The organism is Bacteroidota bacterium, from assembly GCA_036522515.1.
Taxonomy (GTDB): domain Bacteria; phylum Bacteroidota; class Ignavibacteria; order UBA10030; family SZUA-254; genus VBOC01.
Window position 1 is genome coordinate 1 of sequence record DATDFQ010000055.1, and the last position, 18,578, is coordinate 18,578.

12 protein-coding genes are annotated in these 18,578 nt (G+C 59.4%); 4 read left to right on the forward strand and 8 right to left on the reverse strand.

The genetic code is table 11. From position 1 onward, the window contains the following. The 5 genes from VI215_10320 to VI215_10340 all read right to left on the reverse strand — a co-directional run. Positions 1-717, reverse strand: a 717-nt coding sequence (locus VI215_10320; protein HEY6192703.1) for a rhodanese-like domain-containing protein, incomplete at its 3' end; no start/stop codon positions are given. A 115-nt stretch (positions 718-832) separates the two neighbouring features. After that, complete coding sequence (locus VI215_10325) at positions 833-3,832, reverse strand: T9SS type A sorting domain-containing protein (protein ID HEY6192704.1); 3,000 nt, start codon at positions 3,830-3,832, stop codon at positions 833-835. Positions 3,833-4,160: 328 nt separating this feature from the next. Further along, positions 4,161-4,934: a response regulator gene (locus tag VI215_10330; GenBank protein ID HEY6192705.1), complete on the reverse strand. Its 774-nt coding sequence runs from the start codon at positions 4,932-4,934 to the stop codon at positions 4,161-4,163. After that, the gene (locus tag VI215_10335) at positions 4,927-6,060 is read right to left on the reverse strand and encodes a histidine kinase (protein ID HEY6192706.1); all 1,134 of its coding nucleotides are present in this window, start codon (positions 6,058-6,060) and stop codon (positions 4,927-4,929) included. The genes VI215_10330 and VI215_10335 overlap by 8 nt, the downstream gene beginning before the upstream one ends. A 470-nt stretch (positions 6,061-6,530) precedes the next feature. After that, entirely contained in the window at positions 6,531-7,682 is a 1,152-nt protein-coding gene (locus VI215_10340; GenBank protein ID HEY6192707.1) for an ABC transporter substrate-binding protein, read from the reverse strand. Positions 7,683-8,015: 333 nt separating this feature from the next. On the opposite strand from VI215_10340, the gene VI215_10345 reads away from it, so the two are divergent. Next, positions 8,016-9,014, forward strand: coding sequence for a hypothetical protein (locus VI215_10345; GenBank protein ID HEY6192708.1), 999 nt, complete (start codon positions 8,016-8,018; stop codon positions 9,012-9,014). 258 nt (positions 9,015-9,272) lie between these two features. Here the strand turns inward: VI215_10345 and VI215_10350 are convergent, their stop codons facing one another. The 3 genes from VI215_10350 to VI215_10360 are packed head-to-tail and all read right to left on the reverse strand — an operon-like array spanning position 9,273 to position 12,260. After that, the gene (locus tag VI215_10350) at positions 9,273-10,091 is read right to left on the reverse strand and encodes a carbohydrate ABC transporter permease (GenBank protein HEY6192709.1); all 819 of its coding nucleotides are present in this window, start codon (positions 10,089-10,091) and stop codon (positions 9,273-9,275) included. Next, the gene (locus tag VI215_10355; GenBank protein HEY6192710.1) at positions 10,088-10,999 is read right to left on the reverse strand and encodes a sugar ABC transporter permease; all 912 of its coding nucleotides are present in this window, start codon (positions 10,997-10,999) and stop codon (positions 10,088-10,090) included. The genes VI215_10350 and VI215_10355 overlap by 4 nt, the downstream gene beginning before the upstream one ends. Then, a complete protein-coding gene (locus VI215_10360; GenBank protein ID HEY6192711.1) occupies positions 10,989-12,260 on the reverse strand; it encodes a sugar ABC transporter substrate-binding protein in 1,272 nt (423 codons plus the stop codon). The genes VI215_10355 and VI215_10360 overlap by 11 nt, the downstream gene beginning before the upstream one ends. Positions 12,261-12,602: 342 nt before the next feature. On the opposite strand from VI215_10360, the gene VI215_10365 reads away from it, so the two are divergent. From VI215_10365 to VI215_10375, 3 genes are all read left to right on the forward strand, one after another. Further along, positions 12,603-13,658 carry a LacI family DNA-binding transcriptional regulator gene (locus tag VI215_10365; GenBank protein HEY6192712.1) on the forward strand — a complete coding sequence of 352 codons (1,056 nt, stop codon included), beginning with the start codon at positions 12,603-12,605 and terminating at the stop codon, positions 13,656-13,658. Positions 13,659-13,731: 73 nt separating this feature from the next. Then, complete coding sequence (locus VI215_10370; protein ID HEY6192713.1) at positions 13,732-15,645, forward strand: T9SS type A sorting domain-containing protein; 1,914 nt, start codon at positions 13,732-13,734, stop codon at positions 15,643-15,645. Positions 15,646-15,905: 260 nt separating this feature from the next. Continuing rightward, positions 15,906-18,566: a TonB-dependent receptor gene (locus tag VI215_10375; protein HEY6192714.1), complete on the forward strand. Its 2,661-nt coding sequence runs from the start codon at positions 15,906-15,908 to the stop codon at positions 18,564-18,566. Positions 18,567-18,578: the final 12 nt, after the last annotated feature.

Genomic DNA, 18,578 nt, shown 5'->3' on the forward strand with positions numbered 1-18,578 from the left:
CTCCTTCAGTTTCGGAACGGGAAGCAGCTTGTTCGTGGTGTCGAACAGGGTGTTGAAGAACAGGTTCTTGGCGCCCGGAATGTGTCCGAGGCGGCCCTGGCCCGGGGTCGTGCCGTTGTAGAAGTTCGGCGCCCGCGCATCGACGATCGCGACGGAGGGCGTATGCATGTGGTCCTTCATCCACTCGGCGTCGACGAACACTTCCTTATGGATGTCCGGCGTGAACGATCCGCGGGAGAACTCAGGTGCGTCCATCGACACCGGCCTCTTCTCCGCCTTCCAGGCGTCGAGTCCCCCGTCGAGGACGGAGATCCTGCCCCCCATGCCGGCGTACTCGAGCGTGAGGAATACCCGCATGGTCGGACTCACGCTCTGCCCGACTCCGTACAGAACGACGCGCGAGTCGTTGGAGATGCCGGCGGCTTCGAGGGCATCCTTGATTTGCGCGACGGGCACGAGCTCATAGGTCATATCCGGCGTGCCCTGCACAAGGGAGCCGGTCCAGAGAAACCGCGAGCCGGGAATGTGCCCGCCGGTATAATCCCTCCGGAGAAAGGCCACATTGAGAACCACCATCCCCGGATCCTTGAGATGCTCCGCGAGCCACGAAGTGGAAACCAGGACAGGCGATTTTTCATCGCTTGCAGCGGCGACAGCGGGCATGAGCAGTTGTGCGGCTACGGCGACAAAGGCGAAGATGGAAGCGACTCGTTTCATGAACGACTCCTCTGATTCGATGATGAAGGGGGTTGACTTGAATATACGGAGAAAACAGACGAATGTTTGACGGAATGGCCGCCCGGCGGCGGGACGGGCCGGCACAACCATCGTCTTAGCGAAGGAGCATCATTTTTTTTGATGTGATGAAGGTGCGCGGAGTCGTAATCCCCTCCTCGTCGTTCGTAACTTCGGCGGCGATCAGACGGTACAGATAGACTCCGCTCGCCAGTGATCGCGCATCGAAGACGACCTCCGTTTCCCCCTCGTCGAGCTGAGCGTGGTCGAGTGGTCTCCCCACCTCCTGTCCAAGGATGTTGAAGACCGTGAGCGTGACGATCGAAGCGTTTGGAAGCGCGAATGTGATCGTGGTTGAGGGGTTGAACGGGTTCGGATAATTTTGAGCCAGTGCGAACTCCTCCGCGAGCGGAGGTTGTCTCGAAACAAACACCCCTCCGGCGGCGGGCTCATTCACCGGACCCGATTTCAGGATCGCAACCTCCATCAACTGCCGGGTCCCGGTTAGCGACAAAGGTCCGGAGAACCCTCCCACTGCGGTATCGGGCGCCCCCTCGAATGCAGAATTGATCCGGTATATCACCGAGTCGAGATTTGAATATCCGATCGCAGCATCATAGTCGGCCTTGCTCCGGAAGAGCCCGGGCTGGGACTTCGCGCTCAGCATCGAATCTGCAAGCTCCGCGATCGAAACGAGAGACCTTCCGTTCAGGGGGTTTGCCGCCCCGTCATCGTAGAGAAGCGAGCCGAGCCCCGGAGGGGTGATTTGCTGCGAGCTTGCCGCGATATTGAGTTTCAAGACGAGAGCGTCCGCGAACAACCGGTTATTGTATTTTGCGGGGGAGAGCGATTTGATCCTCCCCACCAACGGTTTCCCGCCGGTGAATTGATCGAAGTTCCTCGGGCTCCCGGTGTGCAGCCCCGCGTTTTTGTCGAAGAGCGATTTCAACACATCGGTATACTTCGGCGCGGAGACCCATCCGTAACTCTTCGGACTCTCCGGAGCGGGAATACCGACATCGAGACCGGTCCCGAACGCGCCCCTCCGGAAGAGTTCATACAGGATGTTCACCCTGTCGGGCATCGGAAGGCGCGGAAGGTTGAGGATGAACGATGTGTCCGGCACGGTCCCCTTTGCTGGCGAGGGGATGGTCGACCAGACATACTTGGCCGAAAGGGGTTTCCCTTTGCTTCCGATTCCGGATACCCGGAGCGTCGTGCCGCCGTCGATCGGGCCGGGGGTTGTGATCGCGGCAAGATCCGACCAGCTCATGACCGTGTCTCCTCCGGCCGGCCCCAGCGTGATCGCACCCGACGTTTTCATGGAGAACTTGAGCGATAATGCGGCGGTAGCGGGAGCATGAACGCGGAACGAAAATTCCACCCGGTCCGGTTTCGCCTTCACATATTTCAGTGTCTTTCCCTTGTTGTCCCTATCGAACACGAGGCTGTCGGGCCTGATCGTGCGAAACGCCGCAAGATAAGAGGAGTCGAGCCGGAACGAAACGTCGATGGAATGATCGGCGGAGTCCGAGAGAAACGAGTATGAGGGGACGGATCCTGTCAGGAGGCCGTCGACCACGAGGCTGTCGACGAAATAGCCGTGTTCGGGCGTTATCGTGAAGGAGATGTTACTCCCCTCGTCCACGTGAATCTCTCCGGCGGGAAGGAGGGACCCGTGACCCCGCGATGTTGCCCGGATCGTGTACCTCCGGACGAACGACGCGCTGATGGATCCCACGCTCCGCACATTGAGAGCGGTGTAGTTCTGAACCGGGGCGACCGGATTCGAATTCACGAGGAGTTCCCGCACCCCGTATCCTGAATCGGGGGCGATGATAAATTCCTGGTCGTCGCCTGACGGGACATCAATCGATTCGACCGGGAGGGGGGATCCCTGAGACGGAGTGATCGTGCCGTGCGCGCCGGGCGATATCGTGATTGTAAAGGTTTCCGGAGTGCGTCCGGGACCCCCAAACGCTCCCATGTCGTTGCGCAGTGTCCTCGCAGAATAACTCTGAGCAAGACCGGGAGCGTGAGGGTCTTCCGGATCGTTTTCAACGACGCTGGAGTCACCGGCATCGATACAGGGAGAACCGGCGCCGAGAACATACTCGGGCCCGCTGAACAGCGGATCGAGGTCCAGATTCCCGTCCCCGAAGAACCCTCCCCCGATATCGTTGAATGTCGCGTTAACCGTCCCGGAGGCCCCCGTGCCCACATCGGAGCCGGAGACCTGATGGTTATTCCAGATAATATTGTTGTGGAGGTCGAGCGTGGTCCCGCCCGTGATCACACCGCCCCCTCTTCCGGCCTGCGCGCTGCCTGTTCCGGAGGATGAGTTGTCCACGATGGTATTGTTCTCGATGATCTTCGGCACGGCGCCAAAATTTGAAAAAGCCCAGATTCCCCCTCCTCCGAACGTTTCGACTCCGGCCACGGCCTGATCGACCGTATTCTGGGCGATGATGTTGTTCCGGACCACCGCTCCGGTAAAATTCAGAACGATGCCGCCGCCGTACATGCCGTGGTTGTTCGTGATAATATTGTTCAGGATCCTCGGATACCCGTCCCCAACGCGGATGCCTCCGCCGCCGGCGCTCCGCACTCCCGGCGGGACGGAAATCGCCTGGTTATAGATGATCCGGTTGTGAAGGATCGTGGGAGAGGAGAGCTGAATGAGAATTCCGCCCCCTTCCACAAAGACGCCTGCCGCGTGCTCATCCGTCCACTTCGTCCCGGTGCCGCCGGTCAGCGTGAACCCTTCCAGCACAGCGGTTGAATCCTCGCCGGAGACGATGCGAACGCAGCTCGCGGAGTCCGGGCTGATCGGAGAGCTTCCGTTGATCACCGTCTCGAAAATGTCGGCGGGGTTTCCGGTAAGCAAGTACCGGCTTGTCACGACGATGTTCCTCCCGCGGAAGTTGAGATTCTCGAAGTAGGTGCCGCGTTCGACGAGCACCGTGTCGCCGTTTGACGCTGCGAGGATCGCTGACTGGATCGATGAGTATGCGGCCGGGACCCGGAGAATAGCCGCCTCCGAGGCGGCCGTAAGCGAAGAATAGCAAAGGATAAAAAGGAGTATGCGTCGGACCATCGTGCGTTTCCCCGAGGAGTTCGTTTCTTGAAATATACGGCGGGATTCGGCCTGGAAACGGTGTTCTTCGGCGGATCGGGGTCTGGTATCGACGAACGGCCAAGAGGGAGAGACGAAAAGCAAAAGGAATCAAGATCCCGACCTGAAGCACGTCGGGATGACGAGCAGAGATGAAGGCTTCGGCTATTCACTATCTCGTCATGCTGACGTGCTTTTGGTCAGCGGCTATGAGTCTGCGCCTCACTATTGATATCGGGGGCCGCGGAGCGGCCCAAATACGCGTTCCCACGCGGAGCGTGGGAACGAGAAAACTCTTAATGCGCGAGAATTAAACCCGCAGGAGGGAGAGGAGCTTCGGGCGGTAGAGTCTGCCGATGGGGAGCTTCACATCGTTCGGGAGCACCGCGACATAGTCCCCCTCGGCGGACCTGAGGATCTCTCCGATCCGTCCGAGATTAACGATGATCGACCTGTGGATGCGTATGAAGTGGGAGGGGTCGAGCTGCTTCTCGAGACTCGCGAGGCTTTCGTGGAGGAGATGCCGTTTGCCTCCCGCATGGAGATAGAGGTAATCGCCCTGAGCCTGAATCCAGTTGATATCGCTCACCCGGACGATCGAAATCTTTTTGAACGTCCTGACCGCGACGATCTCCCGGTAACCCCGGGAACCGGAAACTTCGCTCAGCAGTTGTCCGATCTGTTTGCGCAGGAGCTTTCCCGCGGCGGGATCTTTTGCCGCGACCGATTCCCTTACGCGATCGAGCGTCGCCGAAAACCGTTCCGGATCGATCGGCTTGAGAAGATAATCGAGCGCCCTCACATCGAAGGCCCGGATCGCGAACTCATCGTAAGCGGTGACGAATACAATGGCCGGCAGTTTTTCCCGGTCGAGGTGCGCCAGGACGTCAAAGCCGTTCAACTCGGGCATCTGGATATCGAGAAAGACCAGGTCGGGGCTTTTCAGGTGGATCTGTTCGATGGCTTCAAGCCCGTCGGAGCATTCGCCGGCGATCTGGATATCCTTTTCGCCCGCAAGGAGTTCGCGGACGCTCTCCCTGCCCAGAGGCTCGTCGTCGACGATCAACGCGCTGATCCTACGCATCGGGGGCATCCTGGAGGGCAAACCCCGTCGCGGTGCTGTAGGGGATTGTGAGCGATGCCGCCACGCCGCCCCCGGGCAATTCGGTCAATTTGAACGACTGCCGCGGTCCATAGAGCCGTTCGAGCCGCGCCTGTGTGTTCGCAATTCCGATCCCCTGACGCCCCGGTTCGACCGCGTCTCCGGAGTCGGCGGCTTCCGCCTCGATTCCAAACCCGTTGTTGAAGACGCGAAGCTCGAGCGTTCCGTCCTCCTGCGAAGCGGATATTTCCAATATGGCCTCGCCGCGGATCTTGCTGATCCCGTGCTTGACGGCGTTTTCGACGAGCGGCTGAAGGATCATGTTCGGAACACGCGCCTCTTCGAGCGCCGCGGGCACGGAGATGGTGACTTTCAACCGTTCGCCGAACCTGATCTGCTCGATTTCGAGATAGAGCGCGAGAAACTCCAGCTCTTCCTTCAGGCGGACCTCCTGCGCTCCGACGCGCTCGAGCGTCCGGCGGAGAAGTTCGCTCAGCTTCCGCAATGTCGAGCGGGCGAGTTTCGGATCCTTCTCGATCAGCATGTAGATGGCGTTCAGCGAATTGAACAGGAAGTGGGGCTGGAGTTGCATCTTCAAAGCCTGGAGCTGCGACTCGACGAGCATCTTTCCAAGCTGGATCGACTTCAACTCGTTTTGCTGGGAGCGCGCGTAGTAGGCATACGCGTGGTGGAGCAGGAGGATGATCCAGTAGAGCTGGATGCCGTAGTCGAAGTACGAGAGCATGATGTTGTACGGCGAGGACCAGGAAAAAGTGGCGCCCTCGAACGCCACCCTGTAGAGGGTCAGGATGATCCCGTGAATCCCCTTGTGGCAGAGCGCCACAAGAAGGCTAAAGCCGAGGTGAGTCCAGAGGGGGCGGATCCACTGTTTCTTGGAAAACGGAAATCGCTCCGCCAGCCAGAGCACGAGAGGGGTAAGCCCCATCCAGATGGCGGCGTACGCCAGCTCGGAGAAGACGAGGAAGGTGATGTCCACCTGGCGCCCCGACTTTGCGCCGAGGAGGATCGACTCCAACGACATGTAGGCGCCGTAAAGGCCCCATCCGAGGAGGATGACTTTCCATCGCAGAGTTAAACGTCCGGGCATGTTCCCTTCGCTCAATAGCCGGAATATAGGAAATTGCGGCTTCGCCCGCATCCGGTCCGGTCATGGTAGTGTCTCAGTTTCACCCAACATGTCATCCTGAGGGAGCGCAGCGACCGAAGGATCTCGTCTTTCCGACCTGCAAGATCCTTCGCTTCGCTCAGGATGACAAAATAAGACACTACCGGACGCAGGCGCCTCATAAAAACCGGCAAGTCCCGCTTCCCGCATCGATCCCCGGACAAGCCGCTGTCCAGGCGCATAGGTCGCCCGGGAGTCTTTGCAGTGCAAGAGCCGGAACTTGCCATTTGTCCGACGGACCGGAGTGTATGATACGTCATTTGAACACCCGGCCAAATGAATATTCTTCAGGATGCCAAAAAAAGGGGATAAACTGCTTCGCATCCGGGCCTGAGGGACCAGGGAGCTGGGGGCCTGCATGCCGCCGCCATACGCGTTATCTGAACCCGGGATCACGGCCGAATCGTCTCCTTTGGCATCAGCTGCCCGTCCTTCACAGTAAGGATCACCGCCGACTTCGTCGCGTTTCGCTCGGGGCTGATCGTGATCGTTCCAGTTACGCCGTCAAAGTCCCTGGTTGCCGCGATCGCGTCGCGGAGTTTCGGCCCCTCGGTCGATCCGCAGGCGCGGATCGAGTTGAGGAGAATCCTGACGGCGTCATAGCTGAGGGCCGCTATGGCGTCCGGCGTCTCATTGAACTTCGCGCGGAATTTTTGCACAAAATTCTGAACAACCTCCCGCGTGTCGTGGGTGCTGTAATGGTTGCAATAAAATGTCCCCTCCATTGCCGCTCCTCCGATTTCGAGCAGCTTGGCCGAATCCCACCCGTCCCCGCCGATAAAGGGAAGCGCGATGTTGAGCTCGCGCCCCTGTTTGACGATTAACGCCGCTTCGTTGTAGTAGCCCGGGACGAAGATGATTTCGGGGTTCGTGGACTTGAGGGCTGTGAGCTGCGCTTTGAAATCGTTGTCCCCTTCGCTGAAGGCCTGCTCGGAAGTGATCATGCCCCCGAGCTTCCGGAAAGATTCCGAAAAGTATTGGGCGAGCCCGACGCTATACTCGTTCTTCACGTCTTTCAGGACGGCGACCCGAGTCAGGTTGAGGCTGTTCCGGATATACCGGGCGATCACCGAGCCCTGAAAGTCGTCGAGGAAACAGACCCTGAAGATGTAATCCCCGACCTGCGTCACCTTGGGGTTCGTCGAGGAGGGGGTGATCATAGGAACTCCGTTCGATTGACAGATCGGCGCGGCCGCAAGGCTGCGGCTGGAAGCCACTTCGCCCACCATCGCGATCACATGGTCGCGCGTGATCAGTTTCGTCACCACGGTCGCGGCTTCCTCCGGTTTCGACTGGGTATCCTCGGTGAGGAGCTTGACGCTCTTCCCGAGAATGCCGCCGCCGGCATTCGCCTCCTCGACGGCGAGGCTCGCCCCCTTGTGGGTCGAGGTCCCGAACGTCGCCGCGGTTCCCGTAAGAGAGGAATACTCCCCGATCCGGATTTCCTTCTCATCCCCGGGGTTGCAACCGGCTCCTGCGACGAGGGCCGCGATTCCGGCAGCGATGATCAGACTTTGTGCCATCCTGTGAATCCGTAGGTTCATGGTTGTGGTCTCCAATATTATCGTTTCCTTGTCGTTACGCGACCTGAAGGTCGCGCCTACCGACGCCTTGGGCTTGGTCGCGGTTACCGACGTTTCGGTCTCGGTAGCCGCAGCCTTTAGGCTGCGTTTGTTTGTTCTCGCTACGCGACCTGAAGGTCGCTGCTACCGATCCCTTGACAATCCCCGCTTCGTTCGTTATCATATCGCTCAACAAGTTAATCTGTTATTATCGAATGAGAGTAACTGTTACCATCTTGTTTATCTTCGGAGGCAGGAGTGTATCGAAATGAGCGCCTTCCGGGGCTCTTGCACCGATACATGGTGAGGTAGAGGGTGGATTTCCCGAACTGGTATTTTCCCGCCCAGGCATGCATCTGTCTTTGCGGCTCCACGGTCCTCTATTCCTTCTATATGAGGGGGGATCCCGGCGGCCAGCGCGATCCGACCTGGTTTTGGCTCGGCAACGCCACCCTGGTTTGGGCCCTGATCGGGATGCTCGGATGGGCCTATTCCAACAGCTCCTGGTTTGTCCTCACGCGGATCGTCTCCTCGACGCTGAATAGCGCATTTCTTCTTCTTTCCATCGGGTATTTCGACTACGGCGACTACGGAATCACGGGCCGGATCGGCGCGACGCTCAAAAAGTTCGAGGCAAGCCGCTCCTGGCGCGGCAGCGTTGTCCTCCTTTCCCTCCTCGTCGCCGCGATCGTCATGGCGGTCAGCTTTGCGGTGAAAGCAACGCCTGAGGTCCAGGCGCTTCCGGACTGCATCCTCTCGATCCTCACGCTGGTCGTCCTGGAAGTGGCGATTTATGAATCGTTCAAGGGAAGGGGCTTCCCGATCCTGCAGTACGTTTCGGTGGCGATCGTGGCACTCACCGTCGTTTCCCAGCTGCCGGAAATGGGAATTGCGATGAGCGAATTGCGGTGGCCGCTTCTCCTGGTGACAAAAACGACGCTCATCTTTCTGTTTCTCGCTCTGGCGACCAGCTCCGCCACCCAGAAGGGAGAATTCCCGCTCGACGGCCTCGAGCTCACAGGCCGGCCGGTCGATGAAAGATTCTTTGTCGTGAAGTTGTGGATCAAGGGGGAGTCGAAGCCGAGGGAAGCACGGGTGCGGGACACCTACTACCATGTGCTTGTCGAGATGGCGCGCTCCCGGAAGGAGAACCCCGACGGCTATTTTAATCTGCAGAAGGCGGGTTATTATCCGGAATACCTCAAGCGGCTGGCGCTCGCGCTCAGGCTTGAGCGGCCTCAGTTATTCGACAACAACCGGTCGGGGGGCTACAGGCTGAGGGTCGACCCGGGGAAGATTGAAGTCGGGGGGTAGCATGCATGTAACCCCCTCCTAAAAACCGGCAAGTCCGGCCCACCGCTCCGATTTCCGGGTACAACGTCATATGGTTACATAGGACGCCCGGAACTCTTCACTGTTCAATGGCCGGACCTGACCGTCTGACCGTCCGCCCGACGGCCATACTTCATGGTACGGCATTTACATGCCCGGCTCAAGGGGATTTCGGCAGGACGCCAAAAGAAGGGGACGAAATGCAGCTACGAGGAGTTCGGTTATCCAGTTACGCCACCCCTATTCCTTGAGCCCACCCGCCATGATTCCTCTGATGTAGTATTTCTGCACGGCGGCAAAGAGGATCAGCACCGGAGCCACAGTGATCACGGAGCCCGCCATCATCAGCTCCGTGTCCTGGACATGCTCCAGCGAAAGTCCGGCGAGCGCCACGGGGAGCGTGTACATGGAATCGTCGGTCATCACGATCAGGGGCCAGAGGAAATCGTTCCAGGTCCCCATGAACGTGAAGATCGCGAGCGTGATAAGGATCGGCTTGCACATCGGGAGGATCAGCGATCGGTAAATGCGAAAATCGCCGGCCCCGTCGATCCGGGCCGCCTCGATGGTGCTGTCCGGGATCGACATTGCGAACTGGCGCATGAGGAAGATGCCGAAAATACTCGCCAGCCCCGGTATCATGACGCCCGCGTAGGAATTGACGAGGCCCATCTTGTTGAGCATGAGGAAAAGGGGCAGCATGGTGACCTGCGCGGGTATGAACATCGACGCGATGAGAAACCGGAAGAGCGGATCGCGGCCGCGGAAGCGGTACTTCGCAAACGCATATCCCGCCATCGAATTGATCAGAAGAGAAATCGCCGTCACGCTCAACGCCAGAAACGCGCTGTTGAAGAGAGCCCGCGCGAGGTTCAACCGGGTCAGCACGCTCGCGTAGTGCTCGAACGTGATCCGGCGGGGGAAGAACGGCGGAGGAAACGAGGCGGTGTCGCCGGCCGGCATCAGTGAAGCCGAAACCATCCAGACGAGAGGCGCGAGCGTTGCGGCCGCGATCACGGTCAATAATGCGTAAAGAAGGACCGGTGTGAGCCTCTTCATGGGAGCGAGAGCCTCTTTCGTAACTGCGATTGTGCGACGGACGCCGCGAGAATGATGGCGAAGAGGATGAACGCCAGCGCCGCCGAGTAGCCCATGTTCCACCAGCGAAACCCGTGCTGGTACATGAGCAAGACGAGGCTGAGCGTGCTGTTCAGCGGTCCCCCCTGGGTCATCACGTACGGCTCGGCGAACAACTGGAAATACCCGATCATCGTGATGACGCAGATGAAGATCGTCGTAGGCGCAAGCATCGGCAGCGTGACCGAGGTGAACTGCTGCACTTTTCCCGCCCCGTCGAGCGAAGCGGCCTCGTAGAGTTCGTCCGGGATGTTCTGAAGGCCGGCGACAAATATGATCATGTTGTAGCCGAAATTCTTCCAGACCGCCAGGAGGATGATCGCCGGCATTGCCCAGTGGGAGTCTCCCAGCCAATCGATCGGCGCGATTCCCACCCAGGAAAGCGCATGGTTCAGGAGACCGGAGGTGGGGTGGTAGACAAACCGCCAGACGACGGCAACCGCCACGAGCGTGCAGACGACCGGGGCAAAATACGCCGTGCGGAAGAGCCCTTTCAGACGGACCGCCTTCGATTGGAGGAGCAACGCGGTGGCGAGCGAGACGGCGATAGAGAGCGGAGCCCCGACGCCGAGAAAGTAGAGCGTATTCAGCATCGCCTTCCAGAAGAGCGGATCCTCGAAGAGGTGGAGGTAGTTCGCCAGTCCGACGAACCGCGCGTAGTGAAGGTCGCCCAGCGAGTAGATGTCGAAGTCGGTGAAGCTCAGGACGAACGCGGCGATCACGGGAATAAAAAAGAAAACCGCGATCGCAAGCAGCGCGGGGGAAAGGAAGAGAAGCGCGGCCCGGCCGTGCCCGCTCGCGGTCAGGGCCCCGGTCTTCTTACTCTTCATGCGCCAGCCACCTTCTCTTTTCAAGGATGACGTCGATCTCACGGTCCAGGGACGCCAGCCCCTCCTCCACCGTCATCCGGTCCATCGAGATCAGCTCTCCGTACTCCCTCACCTTTTGGGCGATCTGTTCCCATTCGGGGATCTTCGGAGTGGCGACGACGTGCTTCAACTGTTCGAAGAACGCGGGGGTGTATTTGTTGTTCGCGAGCGACGAATCGTTCCAGGCCGCCACCCGCGCCGGCAGGTCTCCGGTGAGCCGGTAGAGCTCGAGCTGCTGTTCCGGCTCGGAAAGGTACTCGATCACCTTCCAGACTTCCTGCTGGTGTTTCGACGACCGGAACATGACGAGGCTTGATCCTCCCGCAAGCGAAAGCCCGGTCGACCCGTCCGGGCCGGGCAACGGCGCCGTCATCCATGCATCGCGCAGGGAGTCGGGGAGCCTTCTCCCGAATTCGCCGATATTCCAGGGGCCGGTGATGTACGACGCGAAGTATCCCGCGGCGAACGCCTGGAAGACGTTGATGATCTGCGTCGTCTTCACCGGGGCCCACCCGTTCTGGAAGAATTCGTGAAAATACTTCATCCCCTTTGTAAACTCCGGACCGCTGAAGTTGCCACGAGTGTCCCGGTCTTTGAGAAGCGTCGAGTGCTCCTGAAGTCCGAGAATCACCTGCCCCGTCCATTCGTTGTTTGTCGAGAAGAAGACGCCATAGTTCTCCGGAGAATTTTTCTTGAGCTTCCGGCAGAGGTCCGACCATTCCTCCCACGAACGCGGAGGCCTGGAATAACCTGCTCTCGCACAGAGGTCTGTCCGGTAAAAGAGCACCCGTGTGTCGACGTACCATGGAATGCCGTAGAGGAGCGAGTCGACGACATTCGTGTCCCAGATCCCCGGAAAGTAATTCGAGTCGCGGATCGAGCCGCTCGACGCCACCCAGGGTCCGAGGTTTTCGATCGCGTTCAGAATTTTGAATTCCGGGACCCATGTGTTTCCGAGCTGGCAGAGATCCGGGAGAGACCGGCCCGCGAAGGCGGTAAGAAGTTTTTCATGGGCGGCATTCCAGGGGATCATCTGGACGCGGACGGTGATGCCGGGATTTCGCCGTTCAAACGCGGGCATCATGGATGCGACACGCTCTCCCTCCTGGCCGAAGGCCCAGAATACGATCTCCGTGCCGGTGCCGGGCCTCGATCCGCAGCCTGCGGCATAGAGCAGGGCCAGAACAGCAACAAAGATGGGGATTGTGCGAAAGGCGCTCATCGTTCGCCCAATATACTATCCTTTATCGTATTCACCAAAATCGCAGGCAATGTCTCAATTTCACCGAATATGTCATCCTGAGGGAGCGTAGCGACCGAAGGATCTCGTCTTTCCGATCTATGAGATCCTTCGCTCCGCTCAGGATGACAAAATGAGGTAGTACCGAATCCCCCAAATCCTGCCCGGGGGTGAATGTGCGGCGGCCGGCCGGAACTGGTCATTGCCCACTCCCCGGCTCGATTTTCTCACTTGACACGAAATAGAAATTTTCTTACAATGTAACCGGTTACACCGGAGGGTACGTATTCTCGTTTTTTGTAACCGTTTACACCGGTCCATCTCATGAACCCCACTATCAGAGATGTCGCGAGGAAGGCGAAGGTGTCCACCGCAACTGTCTCCCGTGTGTTGAATTCGAGCGGAGCCGTCGATGAGTCGACGCGCCGCCGCGTGCTCGACGTGGCGAGCGAGCTGAGGTACACCCCCAACCCGATCGGCAGAAGCCTGAGCATGAGGAAGACCGAAGGCATCGGGCTCCTTCTGCCCGATCTCCACGGCGAGTTCTTCTCCGAAGTAATCCGGGGATCGGACCAGGCGGCCCAGAGCGAAAAGTATCACCTCCTTGTCTCGAGCTCCCACAACGACCGGGAGGAACTTGAGGCCGCTCTCCGTATGATGCACGGCCGCGTAGACGGGCTCATCGTCATGTCGCCCGATATCGACGCCGATACGCTCGTGCGCAACCTGCCCCGCACTCTTCCGGTCGTGTTGATGAGTTCCTCCGCGGCCGGCGGTTCCACCGACTCCATCGATATCGACAACTTCAACGGGGCGTATCAACTGGTGAGCCACCTCATCTCGCACGGCCACTCGAGGATCGCGATCATCCGCGGTACCGAACGCAACTGCGACGCGGAGGAGCGCGTCAGGGGATACAAGGCGGCGATGAAGAATGCGAAGATCGAGGGCTCGATGATGATTGAGGAACGGGGCGATTTCTCCGAGGCGTCGGGCTTCGACGCGATGAAAGCGATCCTTGAGCGCCGGGAACGTCCGACGGCGGTGTTTTCCTCCAACGATTCGATGGCGATCGGGGCGCTCAGCGCGCTGTTCGAGGCGGGCTTTAGGGTGCCGGAGGATATGGCGCTCGGTGGATTCGACGACATCCCCATCGCCCGGTTCATCAAACCTTCACTCACCTCCGTCAGAGTCAGGATCAGCGAAATGGGCGCCCTCGCGGTGGAACGCCTGGTCGACGCGATCCGGCAAAAGAACGCGCATACACGAAAGCGCATCGTCCTTCCGACCACCGTGATCGCCCGCGAGTCGTGCGGGTGCACCGCCGGGAGTCCCGGCGGAAGTCAGCCGGTTCTTGCCGGCAAAATCGGAGCACAGTGACATTGGAGAATACTATTATAACTCACGATAAACTCACCAACACCTCTCAACACTCTCTGAAAGGAGGGGCCGTATGAACAAATCGTTGGTATATCTTCTTCTGCTGATCTGCCTTGTTGGTATGATCACACGGGGACAGGCGCAGCGGACCGATGCAATCTGGGCCCGGACCACGACCGACCCGATCACGGTCGACGGCGTACTGGACGAACCGGCCTGGGCTGCGGCGGAGTCTGTCCAGGTAAATTACGGAGTCAATAACGGCAACCCGGGCAGCGGCTGGTTTCACGAGAATGGCCTGGAACCTCCGCTGGATCCGACGCACGCGATCGTGAAATACCTTGTCAAGGCCGACAGCCTCTACGTCGGCGTCAGGGTCTGGGATAAGTCGATCGGCGGCGGGCTCTTTAACCACTTCGACGGCATTCTGTCGAACATTCGCCAGAGACAGCAAGCGAGCCGCCCCGTCTCTCCGGGTGAAATCTTCTACGCGTGGGTGAGCGAAACGTGGGCGGATACATTGGCCACGTCGCCCGGAAGACCCCCGTTCTTCGGAGGATTCTGGGGGAGTTCTCCCTATGACGGACGTCCCGATTCGCTGAGCAGGGCGACCTGGTATGCGGCGACGACGGTCCAGGGGACGCTCAATGACGACTCGGACGTCGACACGAGCTACACGATGGAATTCAGAATCAACCTCAACACCTTCGGCTACAACGTTTCCCAGCCCGAGGGCGATATCGTCATGCATAGCCTGTCGATCTACGATGCGGACTATCAATGGCCTCTCGATACTGCCAAGCAGTCGGGGAACCGCGTCTGGTTCCAGTGCCCCTGGGGAAATGCCGCCGCCTACAACCACGTGAGAGTCTACGCGCGGCCGGACGTCGGTCTGACAGGTCCTGTTCCCGCCATCGGTCCGGAACGGGTCATCCCGAGCGCCGGCAGTTTCGATTCGCCGGTCCTCGACGGACGGCTCGATGATCCGGTCTGGAGCGCCCCGAATGTCGGGGTGTTGCAGATCAAGTACGGAGACGCGGCGATCCGGTCGGCCTACCCCAGCACGGGGCCCTACCGGAGCGGCCAGTTCCAGCCGACGGTGAATAGCAGTCAGGCGGCGATTCAGGATCCGAGCCTGGGAATCATAAAGTACTTCTTCAAGGATGATTCCTTGTTCCTCGGGTTCGATGTAAGCGATCTCGTTGTCCAGGCCGTCGACCAGCTTGACCGTTGGGACGGGTTCCGCATCATCATCTGCCAGCGCGATCAGCTCAACGGCGACAACGTCCTCTTCCCGCGGCGGCTCAGCTTCAGGGTCGGGGGTCAGGGGGCGGCCATTACCACTGTGCGCGAGGACGATCTCAGTCCGACGGCATGGGATTCGCTCGCTCAGGCGGTCCAGGTGGTCATGGCGCTGAAGGGCGGAACGACGATCGATACGCTTGGTATAGTGCCCGATTCCGGTTACACCGCGGAAATGAGAGTCGTCCTGCCGAAGTTCGGGTATCCGGCGGGCCGGGGTGACGGCGTTCTCTTCCTGGGGGCAGTATTGTATGACGGGGATTCGTTCTCGCCGTTTACCGACAGCTATGGAAGCCGCTCCTGGTACATGCGGGAAGGCGACTTCAATGACGGAGCCGCATGGTGCTATATGGACCCGGGCATTACTGTCGGCGTGAAGGAGACCCAAAAGACGACGCCGGGCGAGTTCGCTCTTCTAGGCAACTATCCCAACCCGTTCAATCCGTCGACTACCATCAAATACGTGCTTCCGGTGGTGAGCGACGTTTCGGTCGAGGTGTTTGACATTCTGGGCCGGCTTGTGAGCAGGCAGCTTTTCAACTGGCAGGGTCCGGGAACGGCCTCCGCAACATTCAACGCGGAGAGGCTCGGTTCGGGGGTCTATGCGTACCGTGTCCACATGTCTGCCCCCGGTTCGAAGGTCGAACGCGCTTCATTTGACGGGAAGATGATTCTTCTTAAGTAAATCTGGACGAGGAGAGGCGGGTCCTTTTTGGGGCCCGCCTCCTCCTTTTGACCGGCGCTTTCCAATCTTCCCTCACCCAGCCATCCTCTTGACTGCCTGTCAATCGGTGAGGGCGAACCGCGACTGTACTTCGACCATAAGCCCACATGACTGTACGCCGATTCGAACCATTTTGTCATCCTGAGCGAAGCGAAGGATCCCGGCGCTTGTCGGGTGGAGATCCTTCGCTGCACTCCGTTCCGCTCAGGATGACATGTTGTTTGAAACCGAGCCGGTACCGGGCATTCGTAACGGTTCTCTTCTTTCTCTCCTTGAGCTTCACCTTCGCATTTGCGGGAACGACCGGGAAAATTGCCGGGCGGACGATCGACAAGGCGACCAACGAGGGCCTTGCCAGCGTCAATGTCCTCCTCGCCGGGACGGCGCTCGGCGCTTCGACGGCTGCCGACGGCTATTACAGCATCATCAACATTCCCGCGGGGACCTACGACGTCGAGTTCCGCCTGATCGGGTATCGCCCGTATACCGTGAAGGCGATTCTCGTCACCGCCGACAGGACGACAAGACTCGATGCGATCCTCGAAGAAGCTCCCGTGACTGCCGGGGAAGTCGTGGTGGTGGCGGAGAAGCCGGTGGTCGACGTCAACCTCACCAGCACGATCTCCACGGTCACCGACAAGGATATTCAGGCGCTGCCCGTGCAGGAGCTCACCGATATCGTCAACCTCCAGGCGGGGGTGGTGGACGGACACTTCCGGGGCGGGCGGGCCGGAGAAGTCCAGTACCAGGTGAACGGAGTATCCGTCAACAACTCCTACGACAACACTTCTGTGGTGAAGATCGACCGCTCGCTGATCCAGGAAGTCCAGGTGATTACCGGTACGTTCGACGCGGAATACGGCCAGGCGATGAGCGGCGTCGTCAACACCGTCCTCAAGTCGGGGAGCGAGAGGTTCAGCGTGAATGCCGAAGCGCTCGCGGGAAGTTTTGTCTACGGAAGCGGGGGATTCCGGGACCTGGAGTACAAATTCAGGCCCGAGTTGCTTAACCAGAACTACCAGTTGAGCCTGAGCGGCCCGACGGGACTGCCCCAGACCTACTTCCTCCTGAGCGGGCGGCGGTATGTCTTCAACGATTACTACGTGGGGATCCGGTACATCAATCCCCTCGATACGAACGGGTTTTCGAACCTCTATAAGTGGCTTACGCAACCGAACGGCGACCAGAAGGCGGTGGCCCTCGCCTATTCCCATGAGTGGTCGGGCCTCGCGAAGATCACCAACCGGTCACTGCCGGGCATCGAGATCGCGTATGAGGCGCTCGCCAACGGCATCGAGGGGAGCAAGCTCGACGACGCGTTTACGTTCCGGTTCAACCCCGACGGCAAGAAGAAACAGCAGACCTCGTCCATCGTTCACGGGCTGGACTGGACGCACACAATCTCCGGGAAGACATATTACAACCTCAGCGTGCGGCAGAACTATTTCAACTACCATGACTGGGTGTTCGACGATTTTTACGACCCTCGGTATGATTATGCGGGGTCCAGTTCCGGGATCGACGATATTGCAAACGGGGCCTCCTTCGTCGGCGTCGATTTCGGGCGCTTCCAGCAGATAACGAACTCTCTCGTGTTGAAAGGCGCCCTCACAAGCCAGATTTCGCGCGACCATCTGGTAAAAGTCGGCGGAGAATTCGAGACCTCGGCGATCGACTTCGGGACGGCCGGGACTCTCACCTATAAGGGCGATACCCTCTACCGGTACGTCGATTTTCCTCCCGATTATCCGGGAGTCCAGCACTATCACCCCGTTTCGGCCGCCGCCTATGTGCAGGATCAGTCCGAATGGAACGACTTGACGGTCCGCGCCGGCGTCCGGTTTGAATACTTCAACGCCCGGAGCTTCCTACCGAGCGATCTCGCCAACCCCGCCAATGCGATCGCCGGCGCGCCTCTGTCCGTCCCGCAGCGTGCGACGAAGAAACTTTCCCTCGCGCCGCGCGTCGGGATTTCGTATCCGATTACGGCGACCTCGGCGGTGTTTTTTTCGTATGGGCATTTCTATCAGCTCCCGCCCCTGCGCGATATATTCAACAATGCCAACTACGACAAGCTCGCGACCCTCCAGGCGGGGACCGGCAACTACGGCACCGTCTACGGAAATCCGGATATCAAACCCGAGCGGACGGTGCAATACGAGTTCGGGTACAAGCATGCCATCACCAATTTTCTCGGGTTGAACGTCAACCTCTTCTATAAGGACATCCGCGACCTTCTGGGAGTGGAGTTCGTCGACACCTACACCGCGGCTTCCTACGCGCGCCTCACGAACGTCGATTTTGGCAGCGTCACAGGATTCACCATTTCGCTCGATCAACGCCAGATCGGTATGGTCAGCTCGACGCTCGATTACACCTGGCAGACGGCCCGCGGAAACTCGAGCGACCCTTCGGAAACAGCGACCAGGGCGGCGGCGGGAGAAGATCCGCGTCCGCGCGAGGTGCCGTTCGACTGGGATCAGCGCCATACCCTGAACGCGACCGTCCAACTCTCCCGGGAGGGGAATTTTTCCGTCAGCACGATCCTCCGGTTCGGCAGCGGCCAGCCCTACACCCCGGCGATCGGCTCGGGGTTCGGGGCGGCGCTGGAAAAGAACTCGGGGCGCAAACCAAACGGCTTCACCGTCGATCTCCGGGCCGAAAAGTCCTTTGCGCTCTCGGGCGCGAACATGAGTTTCTTCGTGAGGGTCTTCAATATGCTCGACACCCGCTATTTCAACGGGGACGTCTTTGCAAACACCGGGAGTCCGGACTACGGCCTCTTCCCGCTTTCGCAGGATAAGAACAAGCTGGCCGACCCGACGCGGTACTACGCTCCGCGCCGGATCGAGATCGGCATTTCAATGAACTCAGCCCTCTGATTGCGGAGATGC

Excerpts from the sequence above, each read along its gene's own strand:
- VI215_10330 (HEY6192705.1), bottom strand. The coding sequence starts at position 4,934 with ATGCGTAGGATCAGCGCGTTGATCGTCGACGACGAGCCTCTGGGCAGG.
- VI215_10350 (HEY6192709.1), bottom strand. The coding sequence starts at position 10,091 with ATGAAGAGGCTCACACCGGTCCTTCTTTACGCATTATTGACCGTGATC.
- VI215_10335 (HEY6192706.1), bottom strand. The coding sequence starts at position 6,060 with ATGCCCGGACGTTTAACTCTGCGATGGAAAGTCATCCTCCTCGGATGG.
- VI215_10325 (HEY6192704.1), bottom strand. The coding sequence starts at position 3,832 with ATGGTCCGACGCATACTCCTTTTTATCCTTTGCTATTCTTCGCTTACG.
- VI215_10355 (HEY6192710.1), bottom strand. The coding sequence starts at position 10,999 with ATGAAGAGTAAGAAGACCGGGGCCCTGACCGCGAGCGGGCACGGCCGG.
- VI215_10340 (HEY6192707.1), bottom strand. The coding sequence starts at position 7,682 with ATGAACCTACGGATTCACAGGATGGCACAAAGTCTGATCATCGCTGCC.
- VI215_10365 (HEY6192712.1), top strand. The coding sequence starts at position 12,603 with ATGAACCCCACTATCAGAGATGTCGCGAGGAAGGCGAAGGTGTCCACC.
- VI215_10370 (HEY6192713.1), top strand. The coding sequence starts at position 13,732 with ATGAACAAATCGTTGGTATATCTTCTTCTGCTGATCTGCCTTGTTGGT.
- VI215_10360 (HEY6192711.1), bottom strand. The coding sequence starts at position 12,260 with ATGAGCGCCTTTCGCACAATCCCCATCTTTGTTGCTGTTCTGGCCCTG.